This window comes from Psychroserpens sp. (assembly GCF_045105015.1).
In the GTDB taxonomy this organism is placed as follows: Bacteria; Bacteroidota; Bacteroidia; order Flavobacteriales; family Flavobacteriaceae; genus Psychroserpens.
Genome location: NZ_JBGCCX010000053.1, coordinates 25,011 through 46,801 on the forward strand (window position 1 = coordinate 25,011; position 21,791 = coordinate 46,801).

At 32.4% G+C, this 21,791-nt stretch carries 20 protein-coding genes, 1 tRNA gene and 1 pseudogene; 16 read left to right on the forward strand and 6 right to left on the reverse strand.

Annotation, left to right across the window (positions count from 1 at the left end):
• Nucleotides 1-110: 110 nt before the first annotated feature.
• The 7 genes from AB8B90_RS04305 to AB8B90_RS04335 all read left to right on the forward strand — a co-directional run bounded on the left by AB8B90_RS04305 (nt 111) and on the right by AB8B90_RS04335 (nt 8,315).
• The gene (locus tag AB8B90_RS04305; protein ID WP_405334002.1) at nt 111-971 is read left to right on the forward strand and encodes an MBL fold metallo-hydrolase; all 861 of its coding nucleotides are present in this window, start codon (nt 111-113) and stop codon (nt 969-971) included.
• Between the two features lies 1 nt (nt 972).
• Nucleotides 973-2,586, forward strand: a complete 1,614-nt coding sequence (locus AB8B90_RS04310; RefSeq protein WP_405334004.1) for a S8 family peptidase — start codon at nt 973-975, stop codon at nt 2,584-2,586.
• 4 nt (nt 2,587-2,590) lie between these two features.
• Nucleotides 2,591-4,471, forward strand: coding sequence for a M1 family metallopeptidase (locus tag AB8B90_RS04315; protein WP_405334006.1), 1,881 nt, complete (start codon nt 2,591-2,593; stop codon nt 4,469-4,471).
• 101 nt (nt 4,472-4,572) lie between these two features.
• Nucleotides 4,573-5,367 carry an XRE family transcriptional regulator gene (locus AB8B90_RS04320; RefSeq protein ID WP_405334009.1) on the forward strand — a complete coding sequence of 265 codons (795 nt, stop codon included), beginning with the start codon at nt 4,573-4,575 and terminating at the stop codon, nt 5,365-5,367.
• Between the two features lie 6 nt (nt 5,368-5,373).
• A complete protein-coding gene (gene rnpA, locus AB8B90_RS04325) occupies nt 5,374-5,751 on the forward strand; it encodes a ribonuclease P protein component (RefSeq protein WP_405334011.1) in 378 nt (125 codons plus the stop codon).
• Nucleotides 5,752-5,763: 12 nt separating this feature from the next.
• Nucleotides 5,764-7,401: a S41 family peptidase gene (locus AB8B90_RS04330; protein WP_405334013.1), complete on the forward strand. Its 1,638-nt coding sequence runs from the start codon at nt 5,764-5,766 to the stop codon at nt 7,399-7,401.
• Nucleotides 7,402-7,460: 59 nt separating this feature from the next.
• Nucleotides 7,461-8,315 carry an OmpA family protein gene (locus AB8B90_RS04335; RefSeq protein ID WP_405334015.1) on the forward strand — a complete coding sequence of 285 codons (855 nt, stop codon included), beginning with the start codon at nt 7,461-7,463 and terminating at the stop codon, nt 8,313-8,315.
• On the opposite strand, the gene AB8B90_RS04340 is transcribed toward AB8B90_RS04335, so the two are convergent.
• Nucleotides 8,312-8,755, reverse strand: coding sequence for a GNAT family N-acetyltransferase (locus tag AB8B90_RS04340; protein ID WP_405334017.1), 444 nt, complete (start codon nt 8,753-8,755; stop codon nt 8,312-8,314). The two genes, AB8B90_RS04335 and AB8B90_RS04340, sit on opposite strands and share 4 nt — an antisense overlap.
• On the reverse strand, nt 8,749-9,183 hold the full coding sequence (gene rpiB, locus AB8B90_RS04345; protein ID WP_405334020.1) for a ribose 5-phosphate isomerase B: 435 nt from the start codon (nt 9,181-9,183) through the stop codon (nt 8,749-8,751). The genes AB8B90_RS04340 and rpiB overlap by 7 nt, the downstream gene beginning before the upstream one ends.
• Before the next feature lie 615 nt (nt 9,184-9,798).
• Between rpiB and AB8B90_RS04350 the strand changes: the two genes are divergently transcribed.
• From AB8B90_RS04350 to AB8B90_RS04375, 6 genes are all read left to right on the forward strand, one after another.
• Complete coding sequence (locus AB8B90_RS04350) at nt 9,799-11,250, forward strand: T9SS type A sorting domain-containing protein (RefSeq protein WP_405334022.1); 1,452 nt, start codon at nt 9,799-9,801, stop codon at nt 11,248-11,250.
• A gap of 209 nt (nt 11,251-11,459) precedes the next feature.
• Nucleotides 11,460-13,697 carry a ribonuclease R gene (gene rnr, locus AB8B90_RS04355; RefSeq protein WP_405334024.1) on the forward strand — a complete coding sequence of 746 codons (2,238 nt, stop codon included), beginning with the start codon at nt 11,460-11,462 and terminating at the stop codon, nt 13,695-13,697.
• Between the two features lie 210 nt (nt 13,698-13,907).
• Nucleotides 13,908-14,204: a YbjQ family protein gene (locus AB8B90_RS04360; RefSeq protein ID WP_405334026.1), complete on the forward strand. Its 297-nt coding sequence runs from the start codon at nt 13,908-13,910 to the stop codon at nt 14,202-14,204.
• Nucleotides 14,205-14,297: 93 nt separating this feature from the next.
• Complete coding sequence (locus AB8B90_RS04365; protein WP_405334028.1) at nt 14,298-14,972, forward strand: head GIN domain-containing protein; 675 nt, start codon at nt 14,298-14,300, stop codon at nt 14,970-14,972.
• A gap of 65 nt (nt 14,973-15,037) precedes the next feature.
• Entirely contained in the window at nt 15,038-15,712 is a 675-nt protein-coding gene (locus AB8B90_RS04370) for a LysE family translocator (protein WP_405334030.1), read from the forward strand.
• A 4-nt stretch (nt 15,713-15,716) separates the two neighbouring features.
• Nucleotides 15,717-16,067 (forward strand): ribose-5-phosphate isomerase, encoded by a 351-nt coding sequence (locus tag AB8B90_RS04375; protein ID WP_405334032.1) that lies wholly within the window; start codon nt 15,717-15,719, stop codon nt 16,065-16,067.
• 151 nt (nt 16,068-16,218) lie between these two features.
• Here the strand turns inward: AB8B90_RS04375 and AB8B90_RS04380 are convergent.
• The 3 genes and pseudogenes from AB8B90_RS04380 to AB8B90_RS04390 all read right to left on the reverse strand — a co-directional run.
• Nucleotides 16,219-16,289, reverse strand: a tRNA-Cys gene (locus tag AB8B90_RS04380).
• Nucleotides 16,290-16,376: 87 nt separating this feature from the next.
• On the reverse strand, nt 16,377-16,739 hold the full coding sequence (folB, locus tag AB8B90_RS04385) for a dihydroneopterin aldolase (RefSeq protein ID WP_405334034.1): 363 nt from the start codon (nt 16,737-16,739) through the stop codon (nt 16,377-16,379).
• A 14-nt stretch (nt 16,740-16,753) separates the two neighbouring features.
• Nucleotides 16,754-16,855: pseudogene (locus tag AB8B90_RS04390) on the reverse strand (zinc ribbon domain-containing protein); the annotation flags it as partial.
• Nucleotides 16,856-16,948: 93 nt separating this feature from the next.
• Here AB8B90_RS04390 and AB8B90_RS04395 point away from each other — a divergent pair.
• The 3 genes from AB8B90_RS04395 to AB8B90_RS04405 all read left to right on the forward strand — a co-directional run bounded on the left by AB8B90_RS04395 (nt 16,949) and on the right by AB8B90_RS04405 (nt 20,758).
• On the forward strand, nt 16,949-18,955 hold the full coding sequence (locus tag AB8B90_RS04395; RefSeq protein WP_405334037.1) for a glutamine--tRNA ligase/YqeY domain fusion protein: 2,007 nt from the start codon (nt 16,949-16,951) through the stop codon (nt 18,953-18,955).
• A 95-nt stretch (nt 18,956-19,050) separates the two neighbouring features.
• The gene (locus tag AB8B90_RS04400; RefSeq protein ID WP_405334039.1) at nt 19,051-19,533 is read left to right on the forward strand and encodes a DUF1761 domain-containing protein; all 483 of its coding nucleotides are present in this window, start codon (nt 19,051-19,053) and stop codon (nt 19,531-19,533) included.
• Nucleotides 19,534-19,600: 67 nt separating this feature from the next.
• Nucleotides 19,601-20,758: a GNAT family N-acetyltransferase gene (locus AB8B90_RS04405; RefSeq protein WP_405334041.1), complete on the forward strand. Its 1,158-nt coding sequence runs from the start codon at nt 19,601-19,603 to the stop codon at nt 20,756-20,758.
• A gap of 52 nt (nt 20,759-20,810) precedes the next feature.
• Here the strand turns inward: AB8B90_RS04405 and AB8B90_RS04410 are convergent, their stop codons facing one another.
• A complete protein-coding gene (locus tag AB8B90_RS04410; protein ID WP_405334043.1) occupies nt 20,811-21,737 on the reverse strand; it encodes an SPFH domain-containing protein in 927 nt (308 codons plus the stop codon).
• Nucleotides 21,738-21,791 lie beyond the last annotated feature (54 nt).

A 21,791-nucleotide genomic window follows, 5' to 3' on the forward strand; every position in this document is an offset into this window, starting at 1 on the left:
CAAAAGAAATTAAAGCGCTTTTAGATTTTGGTAAGCGATTAAAACAAGTGATATCTTAATAAACTGCTAAAACATATCGCGTTCAAACACATATTTATTAATTTGCAATTATGAAATTATATCCTGTAAACGCTGGAAATTTTAAACTTGATGGAGGCGCTATGTTTGGTGTTGTTCCAAAATCGCTATGGACAAGAACCAATCCTGCTGATGCTAATAATATGATTGATATCGCAGCACGTTGCTTGTTAATTGAAGATGGTGATCGGTTAATTCTAGTTGATACTGGGATGGGAAGCAAACAAAGTGATAAGTTTTTTGGCTACTACTATCTCTGGGGAAATGATACTATTGATAATTCGCTTAGAACTCACGGATTTCATCGTGACGATATTACAGATGTATTCATGACGCATCTACATTTTGATCATTGTGGCGGAAGCATTCAATGGAATAAAGACCGAACTGGTTATGAAACTGCTTTTAAAAATGCAAAATTCTGGAGTAATGAAAATCACTGGAAATGGGCTACTCATCCAAATAATCGAGAGAAAGCATCTTTCTTAAAAGAGAACATTATTCCAATTGAAGAAAGTGGACAACTAAAGTTCACTTCACTCCCAAAAAGTGATTTATTGAAAAACTCTGAATTGGGTTTCGATATCTTTTTTGCAAATGGTCATACCGAAAAACAAATGATACCAATGATTCAATATAAGGGAAACACCATCTGTTTTATGGCAGATTTACTTCCAACCGCTGGTCATTTACCCTTACCTTTTGTTATGGGTTACGACACCAGACCCTTATTGACGTTGAATGAAAAAGAAAAGTTTCTCAATATGGCGGCAGACCATAATTATTACCTCTTTTTAGAACATGATGCCCATAATGAAATCATTACGGTTCAACATACCGAAAAAGGAGTTAGGCTAAAAGATGTATATACCACAAACGCAATTTTTAATTAAAATGAATAATTCTATAAAAATCTTCTCTGTTATATTTTGTGTTTCAATACTCCTATTTACTTGTGGTAGTTCAACCGCTATTATCTCTACTCCTGTTGAAAACATAGACAGTTCTCCTTTAAAAGAATCTATTTTAACAGAAAATGAATTAAATACATGGTCTCATTTAGATTTAGTAAGAGACACCATACCAGGGATGAGTGTTGAAAAAGCATATTCAGAAATTATTAAAACAAAAAAAGGAAAAACAGTTATCGTTGCAGTCATTGACTCGGCTACCGATATAGATCATGAAGATTTAGATGATGTATTATGGGTTAATACTGACGAAATTCCAAATAATGGAAAAGACGATGATAATAATGGCTATATAGATGATATTCATGGTTGGAATTTTATTGGCGATACTTATTATGAACAACTTGAATACGTAAGGCTATTAGCTTCTGGTGATAAAAATAATCCTAGATATGCGGAAGCCGAAGAAACTTACAATACTCAACGTCAAAAATTCACACAGCTAAAAACACGATCTTCTCAACTATTACAGGATGTTATTAATGCAGACAATACTATTTCTAAGCATTTAAAAAAGAAAGAATACAGTCAAAAAGAAGTTTTAGCAATTAAAACTGAGGATAAAACGCTACAAGATTCTGCAGCCTTGATTGGATATATATTAGGATTAGATTACGAAACTGTAGACGCTTTTAAAAAAGCAGTTGAAGGTGATTTGGTAACTATTAATACAAGATTAAATTACCACCTAAATAAAAATTTTAATGGTAGAAAAGTTAATGATAATCCTAGCGACTTATCAGATGTAGGATATGGTAACAATAATCCAAGACCAACCACTAAAACTGAAAGCCATGGTACACATGTAAGTGGTATTATTTTGGCAGAGCGCAACAACAATAAAGGCGTAAAAGGTGTCGCAAATAATGCAAGGTTAATGGCGATTCGCTCTACACCAAACGGAGACGAGCGTGATAAAGATGTTGCTTTGGCTATTCGATATGCTGCCGACAATGGTGCTAAAATAATAAACATGAGTTTCGGAAAATCATTTTCATCCAATAGTGATTGGGTCAGAGATGCAATTAAGTATGCTGCTACTAAAGATGTACTTATTGTTCATGGCTCAGGAAATGATGCACACAATATTGATATTCATATAAATTATCCTAACGATGCAGAAGGAAATGGACCCGAAGTAGCTAATAATTTCATATCAGTTGGTGCGCTTACGCCAAGATATGGTTCTGGAATGGTTGCAGACTATTCTAACTTCGGAAAAAATAATGTAGATGTATTTGCTCCTGGCTCTGAAATCTATTCTTCAATACCTGAAAATGAATACAAAAGACAAAACGGAACATCAATGTCTGCTCCTAATGTAAGTGGTGTTGCAGCTCTAATTCGTTCTCAATATCCAAATCTAACAGCATCACAAGTGAAACAAATTATCATGGATTCTGGGTTGCCGATAAACACAAAAGTAGTCGTTGGTGAGTCTAGAGAAATTGAGAATCTAACAGACATTTCAAAATCTGGAAAAATTGTCAACGCATACAATGCTTTAATTATGGCGTCTCAATTGACAAATCAATAATTATATGATTAAAATCCTACTAATGAAGTTTTCTGTTTTAATATCCATCATACTTTTTCTTTTTTCATCTAAAAGCGTTGCTCAATCATCAAAAATGGTGTACAAAACTGATAGCTATTGGCAACAGCAAGCAAATTATGAAATGGAAATTGATGTGGATGTAAACACCTATCAATTTAAAGGAACACAAACCATATCATACACTAATAACTCACCAGATGTTCTAAATAAAGTCTTTTATCATTTATACTTTAATGCATTCCAACCAGGAAGTGAAATGGACATCAGATCGCAAAATATTCCAGATCCTAGCAGACGAATTATAGAAAATATTGGCACAAGAGAAGATCCTATTTACGAAAGCAGGATTGCAAAATTAAAGCCAAATGAAATTGGCTACATTAAGGTCATTTCGCTACTTCAAAATGAGGAAAAACTAAATTATACCGTTGAAGGAACTGTCTTAGAGGTACAATTAAGCCAACCTATTCAACCCGGAGAGCAAGTGAAATTTCATATGGTTTTTAACGGACAAGTGCCTGTTCAAATTCGTCGCTCTGGAAGAAATAATAAAGAAGGTGTTGCTTTATCTATGTCGCAATGGTATCCAAAACTTGCAGAATACGATGACGAAGGTTGGCACGCTTACCCTTATATAGGACGGGAATTTTATGGGGTTTGGGGAAATTATGACGTCAAAATTACCATCGATAAAGATTATGTTATTGGGGGTACTGGATATCTACAAAACCCAAATGAAATTGGTCATGGTTATGCTCAAAAAACAATTTCAACTCAAGGAGATAAATTGACTTGGCATTTTATAGCTCCAGAAGTTCATGATTTTTCTTGGGCCGCAGATCCAGATTATAATCACGATACCTTAAAAGTTGAAAATGGACCAATGCTACATTTCTTTTATAAGAATACGATGACTCCAGAACAAATAGAAAACTGGAAACAAATGCAACCTAAAACAGCAAAACTAATGACTTATTTTAGTGATGTAATTGGTACATATCCTTATAAGCAATACTCTATAATACAAGGAGGTGATGGAGGTATGGAATATGCAATGTGTACATTTATGAAAGGTGAAAAAAAGCTTGAAAGTATGTTTAGAACTACTTTGTCTCACGAAATGGCACATATCTGGTTTCAGTTTTTATTAGCATCAAATGAAGCTAAACACGAATGGATGGATGAAGGTTTTGCGACATATATTGAATACAAATCCATGGATAAGTTTTACAATGAGAATAAACTAAATCCTTGGGAGAAATCGTATAAACGTTATATAGAACTTGCTAATTCTGGTCTAGAACAAGCTCAAACTAATTATGCTGATAAATATAAATTAAACAAAACATATAGCACAGCATCTTATCATAAAGGCTGTGTGTTTTTAGCTCAATTAGGTTATGTGATTGGTGAGCAAAATTTAAATAAAACAATTAAAAAATATTTTAGTGATTTTGCATTTAAACACCCAAAGCCTTTAGACATCATTCGTACAGCAGAAAAAATTTCAGACTTAGAACTCGATTGGTATTTAGTTGATTTTACGCAAACCACTAATACAATTGATTATGCAGTAAAAAACATTGAAAAGAAAACGGTAACATTAGAACGAATTGGAGAAATGCCAATGCCTTTAGATTTGACTGTTACTTATAAAGATGGAACTACTGAAGATTTCAATATTCCATTACGTCAAATGCGTGGTGAAAAACTAAGCTCTGCTACCCTTCTTAAAGATTGGGCTTGGGCATATCCAACCTATCGTTTTGAAACCTCTAAAAAGATTCAATCTGTACAAATTGATTCATCTGGTTTAATGGCAGATGTAAACAGTGAAAATAATTTTTTATCAACCAAGAAATAAAACTATTTTAAATTATAAACATTCTAACAAATGTTTGGTTTTAAAGTGCTTTTAGTATCTTGGCATTTCCATATAAAATATAAGATTCAACTCTTTTTGTGATGCTTCATATAGATGAAAAAATAACAGCAATTATCGATCGCTTTCGCCTTAATAACTATGCGTTTTCAAAACGTATTGGAGTTACAGGAACAACTATAGATAGTATCGTTAATGGTCGTCCGCAAATGGATGGTTCTCGAAAAAAAACCAAACCTGGTTACGATGTGCTTTTAGCTATCATAGATGTATTTGATATCAATCCAGACTATCTCTTCGGAAAAAGTGATGTCATGTTAACTTCTGAAATTAAAACTGTTCCAACATATTCTGGAATACCTCAAGTAATTTCAACAACAACAGAAGGAGAAGAAAATGTGGTATTGGTATCTACAAAAGCAAGAGCAGGTTATCTAAATGGTTATGGAGATTCTGAATTTATAAAATCGCTTCCGTCATTTAAAATGCCTCAATTAACAAACGGAACATTTCGTTGTTTTGAGGTTCAAGGAAACTCTATGGTACAGACTTTTTTTGATAGTGATTTCGTCTACGGAAAATATATAGAAAGCGTTTCAGATATTAAAATTAATGAAGTATATGTCATTGTAAGTAAAGATGATGGAGTGGTTTTAAAACGCGTGATTAAAGCTTCTGAAAACCAAGAACAACTCATTTTAAAAAGTGATAATAAAGATGGTAATTTTCCAGATTACAGGATTTCTTTTGAAGATATTATGGAGGTCTGGCAAGTGATAATGTATGCTTCAAAACAAATCCCGAAGCCTATTACTATTTATGATAAATTAAACGAATTGGAAGGAAAAATTATGAACCTAGAACGAAAAATTCAATAAGACTAGATGTCGTTTAAATTTCCAAAAAAAGAAAAACTAAAGAGTCAGAAATTGATAGAACAACTATTTTCTGAAGGCAAATCTGTCACTGCTTTTCCACTTCGAATGGTGTATTTAAAAATAACTTCTAATGATGATATTCAATTTAAAACAGGTGTATCTGTAAGTAAACGAAGTTTTAAAAATGCAGTAGATCGAAATCGCATTAAACGCTTGCTTAGAGAAGCTTACAGGTTAAACAAAAGTACATATTTTAACAACATTTCTGGGTCTTATGCGTTAATGATTTTGTACATTAGTAAAGATGGAACAGATTTTGATTCCGTTGAAACGAAAATGAAACTACTTTTAGATGCTTTCTCAAAAAAAGTGTCCCAAAACTAAATGATGAAACTGATGAAAAGACGATTACATAAACGACTTCTAATTCCGTTATTTGCGATTGCTATATTTTTTGGAGGAACTGCCTTTAAAAGCGATTTTTTTGAAATTGCAAAACAGATTGAAATCTTTACGACCGTGTTTAAAGAACTCAACATGAATTATGTTGATGATACTAATCCTGGAGATTTGATGGACACAGCAATCAAAAGTATGCTAGCCGACTTAGATCCATACACAAATTACTATAATGAACAAGATGTTGAAGCTTCAAGAATTAATAATTCAGGTGATTATACTGGAATTGGAGCGAATGTATTAACACTTAAAGATAAATTAGTAATCGTTGAGCCTTACAAAGATTATGCAGCCGATAAAGCCGGACTTAAAGCTGGTGATGAAATTATTAAAGTGGACAATGTAATTGTTGCAGATTTTAAAGATGATGCTGGAAATTTACTTCAAGGTGCTGCTGGTTCTGAAGTTTCTGTAACCTATATACGTCAAGGAAAAACTGCAACCGCAACCATTAAACGCGAAGCAGTTGATATTCATGCAGTACCACATTATTCTATGATTGATGACGAGACAGGTTATATTGTGCTTCGAAAGTTTACTAGAAAAGCGTCTTCGGAAACCAAAAGCGCTGTAAGGGCTTTAAAAAACCAAGGAGCAAAACAACTTATTCTAGATCTTAGAGGAAATCCTGGTGGTTTATTAACAGAAGCTGTAAACATTACTAATATTTTTGTTCCAAAAGATCAGTTGGTTGTCACAACCAAGTCTAAAGTAAAAAAATACAATAAAACATATTATACTCAAAAAGAGCCTGTTGATACTGAAATTCCTTTAGTGGTCCTTATTGACGGAAGTAGTGCTTCTGCTAGTGAAATCGTTTCTGGTGCACTTCAAGATTTAGATCGTGCTGTGGTCATTGGAGCAAGGAGCTTTGGAAAAGGTTTAGTTCAACGCCCGAAACCATTAATATATGGTACCCAAATAAAGGTGACTATTTCTCGTTACTACACACCTTCTGGAAGATGTATTCAAGCCTTAGATTATTGGAATCGTGATGAAAATGGAAAAGCAACTCGTGTAAAAAGAGAAAACTATAATGCCTTTAAAACAAAAAAAGGAAGAACGGTTTATGATGGTGGAGGAATTCAACCAGATTTAGAATTAGAAGCGACCAAACGAAGTCCTATTACAAATGCTATATTAGCTGAAAACTTAATTTTTAAGTACGCAACAGACTACTATTACAACCATCCGAAACCTGATGATGTTACTAAGTTTGAATTAACAGATACTGAGTTTAATGGTTTTAAAAATTTCTTAAGAACTAATAATTTTAATTTTGAAACTAAAGCAGAAAAAGCTTTTGCAGAAGCATTTTTAGTGGCTAAAGAAGAAAAAATAGGCACCGCAATTGATACGGATTATAATGATTTATTAAATACGCTAAATAACTACAAAACACAAGCTATAGATGCTAATAAATCAGAATTATTAGCGTTATTATCAGACGAGATTGTTAAACGTTATTTCTATAGAGAAGGTCTCTACACATATTATAAAGCCACAAATCCTGAAATTCAAAAAGGCAAAGAAATACTCAATTCTAACTCTAATTATAAAGGGTATTTAGATTAATAATTTTGAAAAAAAAATTAAAATAGACTATATTAGATAAGTTGTATGAAAAACACATTATGAAAAATATACCTTTCGTTATATTATTTTTTAGCACGTTTTTGTTTTCTCAAACAGAAATAAAGACACATGAGGTGTATTTTGAAACTGATCAATTTGAAATTCCTCCAACAGAACATTACAGACTGCTTCTTTTTTTATCTGAAATAGAAACACTTGACGTTAAAAAAGTGTCTATTTATGGATTTACAGATGATAGAGGAAGTGATTCTTATAACTTAGTGTTGTCTCAAAATAGAGCAAATGCTATCAAAACTATTTTTTCTAATAATGAGTTTGATGAGTCTATTATTACTAATGTAGATGGTAAAGGAGAAGTACTTTTGAGACTTGTAAAAGAAGAAGATATTCATAAAATTAGAGGACTTAATCGAAAGGTTGAAATCATTGTAGAGCCTTATAATCCAGCACGTACAAAAAAAGTTGTTGCTAAAAAACCTAAGAATGTTGAAGATATTATTAAAGGAGAATTAAAAGCTGGTGACAAATTTACTTTAGAGAATATATTATTTAAAACAGGTTATAGCACTCTATTACCAGAATCTAAACCAACTCTTGAAAGTTTAGCTAATGCTTTATTAGAACGAAAAGATATTTATTTTACCATTCAAGGCCATGTGTGTTGTACTCAAAATAGTAGAGATGCTATTGACCGACAGACAAAAAAACGAAACCTTTCTGTTGCTAGAGCTAAGTTTATTTATGATTTTTTAGCAAAAAAAGGGGTTGATAAACGACGTATGAAGTATGTTGGTATGCGCCGTAAATTCCCTTTAGGTGGTGAGCCAAAATTTGATAGACGCGTTGAGGTTTTAGTGACTTATGTTGGTGAAGTTAGTCGAAGACGTAATTAATCTCTAATCATTCCTATGTGTGGAATACCATCTTCTAGATACTCCTCTCCTACTTCATAAAATTCTAAATTGTTATAAAAACGTTTTAAGTATGTTTGTGCTGATATTTTTATAGTGTTCACCTTATAGTTGTATTTAATTGCTTCAATTGAAGCTTTCATAATATCATATCCATATTGATGTTCTCGTTCAGTAACTTTAACCACTACTCTACCAATACTAGCTTCTTCAAAATAATAACCTGGTTTAAAAATTCTAGTATACGCAACTAAAACATTGTTTTTATAACCTAAAACATGTAAAGCATTTTGATCTTTTCCATCGACATCTTGATAGACACAATCTTGTTCTACAACAAATACTTCACTTCTAAGTTGAAGTATATCGTATAATTCTTGTGTGCTTAATTCTTGAAAGGTTTTTGTTTTTATACTTAACATGAAATAGGAATCTTATCGATACGTTTTTGATGGCGACCACCTTCGAATTCAGTATTTAAAAAAGTCTCTACAATTTGAATCGCTTGTTGAACTGCTGTAAAACGAGCTGGTATACAACAAATATTAGCATTATTATGCTGTCTTGTAAGTTCAGTTATTTCCTTAGTCCAACAAATACCAGCTCTAATTTTTTGATGTTTATTAGCTGTCATCGCAACACCATTTGCACTTCCACAAATTAAGATCCCAAAGTTTGCTTTAGCTTCGGTAACATCAGTAGCAACAGGATGAACAAAATCTGGGTAATCAACACTATCATTAGTATTTGTACCGTAGTTATTAACTGTAAATCCTTTCGTTTTTAAATACGCTTGAATCGCTTGTTTATACTCAGTTCCTGCGTGATCGTTACCTATTGAAATAGTCATAGTTATGAGGTGTTGTTTAAAAGTATAAAGTTAATAATTGCTTATAAATTATGGTATTGAAAACAACTTTACTTATTCATAATATTTAATTTTAAAATTATCAGTTAAATAAGCATTGTTAACTTCTTAGCACTTTACTTTTCATTACTTGTTAATATCTTATCCTAAGTATTTAAAACTTTTATTAGGAATATCTGGTTATTTTTTCAAACGAAAACTAAATCGAAACAACCTAAAAAGTTAATTGTTTTTTGTGGCTGAGTTATTAGCATCAAAATACTAAGATACCAACAGTATAATTTACAATACTTATTAAATTTTAGTTGTCAACATAGCTTATCAACAGGTGTTGATAGTTTTGTAAATTGAATTTAAAATGAATGAGTTAACTAAATAATTAATGTTCATTACTTATTAATCGAATTCTATAAGTCACATATCAAAACAAAGTTAAAAAAAGTTATTGTCACTATTAACAGACTATAATAACCATCATTTATTTTTTAAATTTTTAAAAGAAAAAAGATAATAATGTAATATATGTTGATAAGTGTTATTTTTTGTGTTGAGGTAGGTAAATTTTAATTACATCTGTTTAATTATAAACCAACCATTATGAAAAAAATTACTTTACCATTCTTATGTCTTTCCTTTATTTCATTAGCACAAGTTCAAATAGGTCAAAATATTAATGGAGATTCTGAAACAGACAGATTTGGTGTAAGTGTGTCTATTTCTTCAGATGGAACAATTATCGCGATTGGTTCTGATTTTGATGACGGAAATGGGTTTAATTCAGGCTCTGTTAGTATGTATCAAAATGTTAATGATATTTGGGTACAACAAGGAACTAAAATTGATGGTGAAGCAGAATTTGATGCTTCTGGAATTGTAACTACATTATCTTCAGATGGAACAAAAGTCGCTATTAGTGCCTTTGGAAATGATGGTAATGGAGATAGATCTGGTCATGTACGTGTATTTGAATTTCAAAATAATACCTGGACGCAATTAGGAGCTGATTTAGATGGCGAAAATGAATTAGATTTCTTCGGAAGAAGTACAGCTTTATCCTCAGATGGAAGCATATTAGCAATCGGTTCTACAGATAATGACGCTAATGGACAAAATGCTGGTCATGTTAAAATATATCAGTATCAAGGTACGAGTTGGACACAAATTGGAAATACTATAAATGGATCTGAAGCTTTTGAAAGATTTGGAAACAGTGTATCCTTGTCTTCAGATGGTACTATTTTAGCCGTTGGTGCTACAGGTACTTTTGCTAAAACAAGAATTTATGAACTTCAAGGCACTAACTGGGTACAATTAGGTAGTAATATTGATAACGAAGCACTTAATGACCAGTCTGGTCAAAGTGTATCTTTATCTTCAGATGGAAGTAGAGTAGCAATTGGCGCACCTCTTAATGATGGCAATGGAGATGCTTCTGGTCATGTACGTGTATTTGAATTTCAAAATAATATTTGGACTCAATTAGGAACTGATATTGATGGAGAAGCTGCAGATGATCGCTCAGGGTTTTCAGTGTCTTTATCTGCAGATGGAACTATTGTAGCTATTGGTGCACGTTTTAATGATGGAAATGCTTCTGATGCAGGTCATGCACGTGTTTATACATTAGAAAATAATACATGGACTCAATTAGGAACTGATATTGATGGTAACGTACTAGAAGATAATTTTGGTACTAATTTAGCTTTATCTGGAGATGGTACCACTGTAGTAATTGGTGCATTAAATAATGATGCTAATGGAATAAATTCAGGTCAAGTTCAAGTATTTGATTTAACTGATCCATTGTCAGTTGATGAATTCCAAAATACATCATTTCAACTTTACCCAAACCCAACAAAAAACCAATTCACAATTCAGTTAAAAGACACTTCAAAACTCGAAACAGTAACGATTTACAACACCTTAGGTCAAGTTGTTTTAACTTCAGAAGAATTGATTGTAAACACGTCTGCATTAGCTTCAGGAACGTATATTGTTGAGATTCAAACTACTCAAGGAAAAGCCTCTAAAAAGTTGATTATTGAGTAGTTTATTTACAGTTTAATTCCATTAATTTAACACTAGCAAAACACGATTAAATAATTAAACCGTAGATTTGTAATAACTTAATAGATTTACTTCACCTGCTATTGAGTTAAAAATTTAATTGTCATTGCGAGCAAAGCGAGGCAATCTCTTCAGAAGATAAGATTCATCGTTTCACTCTGAATGACAAATACAATGATTAAAAATTTATAATGACAAAACGAAAAAAAAAGAAATCCAATAAAGGAATTTCAAACCTTACCAATACAATTCTTAGTATTTTAAAAAAAGAAAGAAACAAAACATTTAACTACAAACAAATTGCTGCTATACTTGGTGTTAATGACGCTAGTAGTAGAAACCAAATCATAAAAACACTCGCTAAACTTACTTCAAGACAAGAGATTGAACAAGTTGATCGTGGTAAATTTAAAGCCATCGTAAATACCGAATACCACACAGGTATTGTTGATATGGCATCACGTGGTTCTGGTTACATTGTTACAGATGATTTTGAAGATGATGTTTACATCGCTTCAAATAATATGAATAAAGCCTTACATGGCGACGAAGTAGAATTTTACGCCTACAAGCGCAGAAAACGTGGTAAAGTTGAAGGCGAAATTACAAGCATTATCAAACGTGCTAAAAGTGAATATGTTGGTACAATTCAAATTCATGATAAGAAAAACTTTGCATTTGTAGTTCCTGATGGAAACAAAATGTATAAAGATATTTTTGTACCAATCAATAAAATTAATAAAGCTGAAGATGGTGACAAGGTATTAGTATCACTTGATGATTGGCCAGAAAAAGCAGATTCACCAAACGGACGCGTACTAAAAGTTCTTGGTAAACCAGGAGATCATAATACCGAAATACATGCTATTCTTGCTGAATACGGATTACCTCTAGAATTTCCCTACGAAGTAGAAGAGTACGCTAATACCTTAGACACGTCTATCACTAAAGAAGAAATCGCCAAACGTCGCGATATGCGTAAAGATTTAACCTTTACCATCGATCCTAAAGACGCTAAAGATTTTGACGATGCCTTATCGTTTAAAGTCCTAGATAATGGACTTTTCGAAATCGGAATTCATATCGCAGATGTATCTCACTATTTACAAGAAGATACAGTTCTTGATGATGAAGCTTACGAACGCGCAACTTCTGTTTATTTAGTAGATAGAGTAGTACCAATGCTTCCAGAAATATTATCTAATGGAGCGTGTTCATTGAGACCACATGAAGAGAAATACACATTCTCTGCAGTCTTTAAAATGAATGATAAAGCAGAAATAAAAGACCAATGGTTTGGAAGAACTGTGACCTATTCAGATGCACGCTTTGCTTATGAAGAAGCACAAGCTATTATAGACAACAATCCAAAATTTCAATTGTCAGCTCAAGCTGAGTCGAGAGATCTTATCAATACTGAAATTCCAAAAGACGTATCACTAACAGGAAAAACCTATAAAACTTCATCAGATATAGCTTATGCTACTTTAATGTTAGATAGACTCGCTAAAATTATGCGACGCAAACGTATGAGTTCTGGAGCGATTTCTTTTGATAAAGTCGAAGTAAAATTCAATTTAGACAAAGAAGCAAATCCAGTTGGTGTCTACTTTAAAACAAGTAAGGAAGCTAATAAATTGATTGAAGAATTTATGTTGTTGGCGAACAGGAAAGTCGGAGAATTTATTGGTAAACAAAAGAAAACATTTGTATATCGAATACACGATGAACCAGACGACAGTAAACTAGCATCTCTACAAAATGTGGTTGGTCGTTTCGGATACAAATTAAATTTTAAAGATCGTAAAAGTGTTGCGAGTTCATTAAACAACTTACTTAAAGAAGTGGTTGGTAAAAAAGAACAAAATTTAGTAGATACTTTAACAATCCGCACCATGAGTAAGGCCGAATATTCTACTCATAATATTGGTCATTACGGATTAGCATTCGATTATTATTCTCATTTTACCTCGCCTATCCGTCGTTATCCAGATGTGATGGCACATCGACTATTACAACACTATCTCGATGGTGGTAAATCTGCTAATGAAGATGATTACGAAGAGAAATGTAACCACTCAAGCACAATGGAATATCTTGCCACTAAAGCCGAGCGTGATTCTATTAAATACATGCAAATTCGTTTTATGGAAGATCATAAAGACGAAAACTTTGTTGGTGTGATTTCTGGTGTTACAGATTGGGGAATTTATGTTGAAATTATTGAAAATAAATGCGAAGGCATGGTGAGTGTGAGAGATATGAAAGATGATCATTATCAATTTGATGAAGATCATTACGCATTAATCGGTAAGAATTCAAAAACCATGTATCAACTAGGAGATGAGGTGGTTGTAAAAGTTAAAAATACCGACTTGGTTAAAAAGCATTTAGATTTTACGCTTATAGGTAAGCATATAGAAGATTAGTTTTATGGCGTTACCTAAAGGTCAGGCTCTCGGTAGTCGCTTTTTTATTATCATTCTGAGTTTGTCGAAGAATCTCAACAATAGTAAAAAGAGCTCCAACAATACCTCCATCCTTAACGCGAAAAAAAAGTAATTCTCATGCTGAAATAAATTCTGTATCTCATTATTTTTGATTACAGTATGTAAAATCATAAAATTAAAACAAATAATATGGTACTAACGACAACAAATTCAATTGAAGGTTTTAAAATTTCTGATTATAAAGGCATCGTTACTGGAATAGCTATTTTTGAAGGAAAAATAAATATGGGTTTTAGTATGTCTAAATATTATAAGTCTGTTCAAGAGAGTATAGATACAACAAAAGAAGTCGCATTTCAACGATTAAAAGAAAATGCAAAACGTCTTGATGCTAATGCTGTTGTCGGGATTAAAGTTGAAATAGAATTAACTACAAGTAATTACGCTATGGTTTCTGTTACCGGAACAGCAGTTTCAGTTGCTTAGTTCAAATAATTTTTATCGAAACTGTAACATTCTTGTTTTTGTTAACTCTTTAGTAGCAGAAACAATCAAGAAACAACATAAAGTTATAATCAAATGAAAACTATTTTAACCATTGCATTATTAATCGTAACCTCATTATCTATTGCACAAAACCCAAAAGAAAGAGGAGTTGGTGATTTTAATGAAGTCAAAGTGTATGATCTAATCGAAGTTAATTTAATTAAATCAGATGTTGATAAAGTCGAAATTACTGGAGACGATATCGAAGATGTTGAAGTCATTAACAAAGACGGTAAGCTTAAAATTAGAATGAAATTAGACAAAACCTTTAATGGCGAACGAACGTTCGTAGCTGTCTACTACACGAAACTAAAGATCATTGATGGTAATGAAGGTGCGTTTATTTCATCTAATGAATTAATTACTCAAAATCATATAGAACTCAGAGCCCAAGAAGGAGCGCGTTTAAAAATTGGTTTGGATGTGAGTAAAGTTGAAATAAGAGCTGTTACAGGTGGAATAATTGAAACCAGAGGAAAAGCGATTTCTCAAGACATTACCTTAAATACAGGAGGAATTTACGAAGGACAATCCTTCGAAACTCAAAATACCACTGTGAATATAAAAGCAGCTGGTGAAGCTGATATTCATGCATCTAGAACAGTAGATGCAAAAGTGCTTGCAGGTGGTGATGTATATATTTATGGGAATCCAAAAAATGTAAAAGAAAAGACCACATTCGGAGGTCGCGTGAAACGCATGAACTAATCAGCAAACTATCAATGTAGTAAGCGTCTTTTTTATTAATTTTGTAAGAAAGCGATGTACTTTATATGTTTGATGATATTTTAGCAGCTATTCCTTTTGGAATCATCCTTGCCTTCACTATTGGTCCAGTATTTTTTGTACTGCTCGAAACTAGTGCTACCAAAGGATTCAAAAGCGCTTTAATTTTTGACTTAGGCGTTATTCTAGCTGATGTAGTATTTATTTTTGTTGCCTTTTACAGTACCAATAAACTTATAGACAAAATAAAAGACGATCCAAATTTCTTAATTTTTGGAGGTGTATTACTTGTGGTTTATGGTATCATTTCTTTTGCAAAGACTTCTAAGTCATTTCGTTCTATAGTTAAAGAATACCATAGAGTTGAAATGCCTAAAAATGATTTTGGAAGACTATTTATTAAAGGGTTTTTACTCAATTTTATCAATATTGGCGTGCTTTTAGGTTGGTTAGGCTTCATTGTGGTTGGAAGTTCTATAACAGAATCAGAAAATGGCGTTACAGTTTTTATTGTTACAATGCTTACGGTTTATTTCTTAACCGATTTAGTTAAAATAGCCGTAGCGAAACGCTTAAAAAGCAAGCTTACTCCTCGGCTTATCTATAAAACAAAAAAAATTATTGCTTTAGTGATTCTTGGATTTGGTGTTTTATTGTTATCGCAAGGTTTGTTTCCAAAAGGAAAAGAAAAAATTCAAGAACAAATCGAAAACCGCTTGTAACACATTGGCTAAAACAGAGTATCGCATTTACGTTGTAGAATTATCTAAAAGAGTGTTTACTGAAAACAGAAAATTCAGAGAGGCTAATCCACAATTTAATGGTGTTCTAGAATGTCTTTATGTTGGTATGACAAGCAAAACTCCAAAAGAACGATTTCATCAACATAAGACAGGTTATAGAAATAAAAAAGGCTATAAATTATCTTCTAATATTGTTGAGAAATATGGGTCTTATTTACGACCTAGTTTATATAATCATATTCCGCCTTTAAAAACGAGAGCAGAAGCCTTAAAAATGGAAGAAACGCTTGCTTTAGAGTTAAGAAGACAACGTTATGCAGTTTGGTTTAACTAATTTTTAAGAATTAAAATAAAAAAAGAGACACTGTTAAGTATCTCTTTTTTGTTGTGTCTTCTCACAGATTCGAAGCGCTGTTTACGTTTTTATCTATTTTTTAAAAAAATTAAAAGAAAAAGAGATACTGTTGAGTATCTCTTCTCTTTTGAGGCGTCTAGCGGATTCGAACCGCTGTACAAGGTTTTGCAGACCTCTGCCTAGCCACTCGGCCAAGACGCCAATTTAATTTGAAAGTGACAATTTTATGGATTGTAACAAACAAGGAAGGCAAATGTAAAAAAAAATACCATTTTACACTATTAACCCTTACTTTTTTCGTCTTTCAGTCATTTTTATCGTTACCATTTCTACATCACCACCAATTGGAGGATTAATTTTACTCACACTAATGCTTGCTTTTCTTACTAAAGCATCTTCATTAAATATACGATCTAAAATGCGTTTTGCAACAGTTTCTAATAGTTTTGAAGGGTGTTGCATTTCTTCTTTTACAATCTTATTCAAAAGCACATAGTCAACAGTGTCAACTAATTCATCGGTTTTAGCAGAAGTCTTTAAATTAGCTTTAACCTCTAAATCTACACGATAATTACTACCAATGATAGTTTCTTCTTTCAAACAACCATGATGCGCATAAACTCTAATATTTTCTACTTTAATAATTCCCATAATTAATTTGTAAAGACATCAAATATTTTTGAAAGCGTTCCACCAGTTGCTCTCATTTGTCCTATTTTATATGTTCTGTTGTCACATTTCGGACATTTATAGTTGGTATGTTCCATGGTTTTAATTTTCTATAAAATTAATCAAACTAGAACAGATTTATATCCAATACAATGTATAATTACTTAATTTTGTGTAATAATTTTACTGAGATGTCTGAAGAATCAAAATCGCTTAATTTTATTGAGCACATTATAGAAGAAGATTTATCAAATGGTTTATCAAAAGATAAACTTCGTTTTCGTTTTCCTCCCGAGCCAAATGGTTATTTGCATATTGGCCACACTAAAGCCATAGGGATTAGTTTTGGTTTAGGTGAAAAGTATAATGCACCTGTAAATCTCCGTTTTGATGATACAAACCCAGCAAAAGAAGAACAGGAGTATGTAGATGCTATTAAACGCGACATACAATGGCTGGGTTATGAATGGGCTAACGAATTATATTCTTCAGATTATTTTGACACCCTCTATAAATGGGCCGTTCAATTAATCAAAGATGGTAAAGCTTATATAGATTCTCAATCTAGCGAAGCCATGGCAGAGCAGAAGGGAACACCAACACAACCTGGTGTTGATGGTCCATATCGCAATAGAACTGTTGAAGAAAACCTAGATTTATTCGAGCGTATGAAACAAGGCGAATTCGATGAAGGTTCACATATTCTTCGTGCTAAAATTGATATGCAACACCCAAATATGTTGATGCGTGATCCAATTATGTATCGCATTCTAAAAAAAGATCACCATAGAACAGGTGATGAGTGGTGTATTTATCCAATGTATGATTGGACACATGGTGAAAGTGATTATATCGAACAAATTTCGCACTCACTATGCTCACTTGAATTTAAACCTCATAGAGAACTTTATGATTGGTTTAAGGAACATGTTTATGGATATGCTTCAGAAAGGCTTCCTATGCGTCCTAAACAACGAGAATTTGCGCGATTGAATCTAAGTTATACTATCATGAGTAAGCGTAAGTTACTCAAATTGGTAGACGATGGCCATGTGTCTGGTTGGGATGATCCTAGAATGCCAACTATTTCAGGTTTACGTCGTCGTGGTTACACACCAAACTCAATACGTAATTTTATTGAAAAAGTTGGTGTAGCTAAACGCGAAAACATAATTGATGTCTCACTTTTAGAGTTTTGTGTTCGTGAAGATTTAAATCATACTGCACCTAGAGTGATGGCTGTTTTAGATCCTGTCAAGTTAGTAATTACGAATTATCCTGATGAAAAAGAGGAGTGGTTTGAGGCAGAAAATAACCCAGAAGATGAAAGTGCTGGCTCAAGAAAAGTACCGTTTTCAAGAGAACTGTATATTGAAAAATCTGACTTCAAAGAAGAGGCGAGTAGTAAGTTTTTCAGATTAAAACTAGGTAGTGAAGTACGTCTAAAAAATGCATACATTATAAAAGGAGAAAGTGTTGTCAAAGACGATGCTGGTAACATTAAAGAAATCCATTGTACGTATTCAACAGACACCGAAAAGAAAGTGAAAGGCACATTGCATTGGGTGTCAATAAAACACGCTATTAAAGCAGAAGTTAGAGAGTACGATAGATTGTTTATTGATGAAGCACCAGATGGTCATCAAGACAAAGATTTTATGGAATTTATTAATCCAAATTCTTTAAAAACAATTGAAGCATTTGTTGAACCTAGTTTGGCTGATGTCAAAACGGGAGATTCTTTTCAATTTCAACGTATAGGTTATTTTAATGTGGATGAAGATTCAACCTCGGAGCACCTAGTTTTTAATAAAACAGTTGGTTTAAGAGACTCTTGGGCCAAACAAAAACCTAAACCACAACAACACCAAAACCAACCAAAGCAACCTCAAAAAAAACGCCCAGCAATTGAGGTAATAAAGCAGCTTGGAAAAAAGTATACTAATTTACCAGAGGTTAAACGTGAAAAGTCAAAAGCGGAAATTTTAAAACTAGCCAATGAGGTGAGTTATGAAGAATTACAGCCCTTATTTAATACAGCAGTAAAAAAGGCAGGCACACGAATAGCTGTTATGTTAGCACTTGGTGTTTTACTTAAAAACGGACAAAAGCGTAATGAAGATATAAATGCTTTTATTGTTAGAGCCTTAGAAGATAAAAACGAAATTTTAGTAGAAGAAGCTAGGGCAATTATATAAAAATTTAAACCTTACTTTTTTATCAAACGTTAAAAAATGATCTAAACAATTGATTTTAACTATATTTATAACACTAACTATAATCAATTTACATCATGGAATTTAATTATTTAGCAATTCTAGTTGCAGCAATCGTCCCTGTACTTTTGGGTTTTTTTTGGTATAACCCCAAAACATTTGGAACCAGTTGGGCTCGAGAAGCGGAAATGACAGAAGAGAAAATGAAAAAAGGCAGTGTACCAGTTATTTTTTTAGTGTCATTAGTATTATCATTTCTTCTAGCCTTTTTTACACAAACACTTACAATTCATCAATTCGGTGCTCTAGGTATGATAGGTGGTGATCCATCTATAGCTGAGCCGACGTACGATGCTTTTATGGCAGATTACGGAAATGCTTTTAGAACCTATAAGCATGGTGCATTACATGGTTTACTTTCTGGGCTATTCCTGTTTGTGCCTGTGATAGCAATTAACGGAATGTTTGAGCGCAAAAGCTGGAAATACATCCTAATTAATGGAATGTATTGGACAGTAGCCTTAACAATAATGGGAGCCATCGTTTGTGGTTGGGTTTAATTTTGTAACATAAAAGAACTATAAAAGACTGATGACATAGGTTTTCAGTCTTTTTATTTTTATCATATTGACACATTTTAAATTATATCATTCTACATCTGACTTACCCGATTCTTGGGATGCGCTTACTACTCATGATGTGTTTTTAAAATCACCTTTTCTTAAAGCTTTAGAAGCGTCTTCTCCCAACAACATCTCAACGTTCTATTTAGGAGTTTTTAAATCTGAAATTTTAGTCGGAATAGCAATTATTCAGCGAGTGGAAATGTATTTAGATGATGTGTTTAGAAAAACATCAAATAAGTTTTTTAAAAAATGCGGAAAGTATCTAATTTCAAAGATTGTTAAGGGCAATGCTTTAATCATTGGGAATCTTATGCACACAGGTCAGCATGGTATGTATTTTAATTCTGAAGCGATTACTCAAGATGATTTTTTAAATCAATTATCTCAAGGTTTAAAGGCGCTAACACAAACAGTTAAAAAACAATTTCAAAAGAAAATACGCATCATTGCTTTTAAAGATTATTTTGAAGATGATTGGTTTCATTTAAATGAAAGCTTTTTTAAAAACCATAAATTATTCAAGGCACAAGCCCAACCCAATATGGTTTTTGATATTAAAAATGATTGGCAAACACCTCAAGACTATATTACTGCGTTTAATAAAAAGTACAGAAGGCGATATAAGACAGCTCGAAAAAAAAGTCAAAATATTGTTTGTAGAGAGCTAAGTTTAGAAGATGTAAATAATTCATCACAAGAAATTTATAAGCTTTACGAAAATGTATCAGATAATGCTGGAGTAAATTCCTTCAAACTACATAAAGCACATTTTTACCACCTTAAAAAGGAGCTTAACAATGGTTTTAAGATATTTGGTTACTATTTAAATGAAGAATTAGTTGGTTTTTATTCATTAATTAAAAATTACAACAAGTTAGAAACTTATTTTTTAGGTTATAAACAAGAGTCACAGCATGAATATCAGATGTATTTAAATATGTTATTTGATATGGCATCATTTGGTATTGAAAACAAGTATAATCAAGTGATTTTTGCGAGAACAGCGATGGAAATTAAAAGTTCTATTGGCGCTAAACCGAAGCAAATGCAAATCTATTTAAAGCACACAAATAATATGTTTGCTAATACGATTATGAAACTAGTAGTAAAGTATGCAAACCCAGTTAGAGATTGGGACGAGAGACATCCATTCTCATAAAAAAACCTCGAAAATAGTTTTCGAGGTTTTGTTTTTTATGCACAACTCAATATTACTCTTCTTTTTTCTTTCTTGAATTTTTCATGGCTTCACCAATTTGATTACTTGCAGTAAAACTGGCCACCATGTCATTCAACATCTGACTTCCTGCTTGAGGTGAATTTGGTAACAATATTAAGTTGCTATTAGTTTCTTGACCTATTGATTGTAGCGTGTCATAATGTTGGGTTACAACAATAAGAGCCGATGCTTCTTGAGAGTTGATTCCAACTTTATTTAATACCTCAACAGATTCTTCTAAACCTCGAGCAATTTCACGACGTTGATCAGCAATACCTTGTCCTTGTAAACGTTTACTTTCTGCTTCAGCTTTTGCTTTTTCTACAATTAAAATACGAGCTGCATCACCCTCAAACTGTGCGGCAATTTTTTCACGCTCTGAAGCATTAATCCTATTCATAGCCTCTTTTACTTGTGCATCAGGATCAATATCTGTAACTAAAGTTTTAATTATATCGTAACCATAAGTTATCATTGCATCATTTAATTCTGATTTTACAGCTATAGCTATATCATCTTTTCTAACGAATACATCGTCTAACTTCATTTTTGGAACTTCGGCACGAACCACATCAAATACATATGATGTAATTTGATCGTGAGGATAATCTAATTTATAAAACGCTTCGTATACTTTATCTCTTATCACTTTGTATTGAACAGATACTTTTAGACGTACAAATACATCATCTAGAGTTTTGGTTTCGATAATAACATCTAACTGTTGGATTTTTAAACTTACCTTTCCTGCGATCCTATCTACTAAAGGTATTTTAAGCTGAAGACCAGAGTGTCTTATGCTTTGGTATTTACCAAATCTTTCAATAATGGCAGCTGTTTGCTGTTTAACAATAAAGAAAGCAGAAATCAATACAATTAAGCTAAAAAAGATAATAGGTATGAAAATAAATTGGCCCATAACAAGTTTTTTAAGTGGTTAGATGAAATAATCAGTTACTAAATTAAGTTATAT

What these genes read in the sequence shown, in the direction of transcription:
- AB8B90_RS04370 (WP_405334030.1), top strand. Translation starts at nt 15,038, where the DNA reads ATGTTTGATGATATTTTAGCAGCTATTCCTTTTGGAATCATCCTTGCC.
- folB (WP_405334034.1), bottom strand. Translation starts at nt 16,739, where the DNA reads ATGGGAATTATTAAAGTAGAAAATATTAGAGTTTATGCGCATCATGGT.
- AB8B90_RS04365 (WP_405334028.1), top strand. Translation starts at nt 14,298, where the DNA reads ATGAAAACTATTTTAACCATTGCATTATTAATCGTAACCTCATTATCT.
- AB8B90_RS04400 (WP_405334039.1), top strand. Translation starts at nt 19,051, where the DNA reads ATGGAATTTAATTATTTAGCAATTCTAGTTGCAGCAATCGTCCCTGTA.
- AB8B90_RS04330 (WP_405334013.1), top strand. Translation starts at nt 5,764, where the DNA reads ATGAAAAGACGATTACATAAACGACTTCTAATTCCGTTATTTGCGATT.
- AB8B90_RS04315 (WP_405334006.1), top strand. Translation starts at nt 2,591, where the DNA reads ATGATTAAAATCCTACTAATGAAGTTTTCTGTTTTAATATCCATCATA.
- AB8B90_RS04350 (WP_405334022.1), top strand. Translation starts at nt 9,799, where the DNA reads ATGAAAAAAATTACTTTACCATTCTTATGTCTTTCCTTTATTTCATTA.
- rpiB (WP_405334020.1), bottom strand. Translation starts at nt 9,183, where the DNA reads ATGACTATTTCAATAGGTAACGATCACGCAGGAACTGAGTATAAACAA.
- rnpA (WP_405334011.1), top strand. Translation starts at nt 5,374, where the DNA reads ATGTCGTTTAAATTTCCAAAAAAAGAAAAACTAAAGAGTCAGAAATTG.
- AB8B90_RS04320 (WP_405334009.1), top strand. Translation starts at nt 4,573, where the DNA reads ATGCTTCATATAGATGAAAAAATAACAGCAATTATCGATCGCTTTCGC.
- AB8B90_RS04360 (WP_405334026.1), top strand. Translation starts at nt 13,908, where the DNA reads ATGGTACTAACGACAACAAATTCAATTGAAGGTTTTAAAATTTCTGAT.
- AB8B90_RS04305 (WP_405334002.1), top strand. Translation starts at nt 111, where the DNA reads ATGAAATTATATCCTGTAAACGCTGGAAATTTTAAACTTGATGGAGGC.
- AB8B90_RS04335 (WP_405334015.1), top strand. Translation starts at nt 7,461, where the DNA reads ATGAAAAATATACCTTTCGTTATATTATTTTTTAGCACGTTTTTGTTT.
- AB8B90_RS04310 (WP_405334004.1), top strand. Translation starts at nt 973, where the DNA reads ATGAATAATTCTATAAAAATCTTCTCTGTTATATTTTGTGTTTCAATA.
- AB8B90_RS04395 (WP_405334037.1), top strand. Translation starts at nt 16,949, where the DNA reads ATGTCTGAAGAATCAAAATCGCTTAATTTTATTGAGCACATTATAGAA.
- rnr (WP_405334024.1), top strand. Translation starts at nt 11,460, where the DNA reads ATGACAAAACGAAAAAAAAAGAAATCCAATAAAGGAATTTCAAACCTT.
- AB8B90_RS04410 (WP_405334043.1), bottom strand. Translation starts at nt 21,737, where the DNA reads ATGGGCCAATTTATTTTCATACCTATTATCTTTTTTAGCTTAATTGTA.
- AB8B90_RS04340 (WP_405334017.1), bottom strand. Translation starts at nt 8,755, where the DNA reads ATGTTAAGTATAAAAACAAAAACCTTTCAAGAATTAAGCACACAAGAA.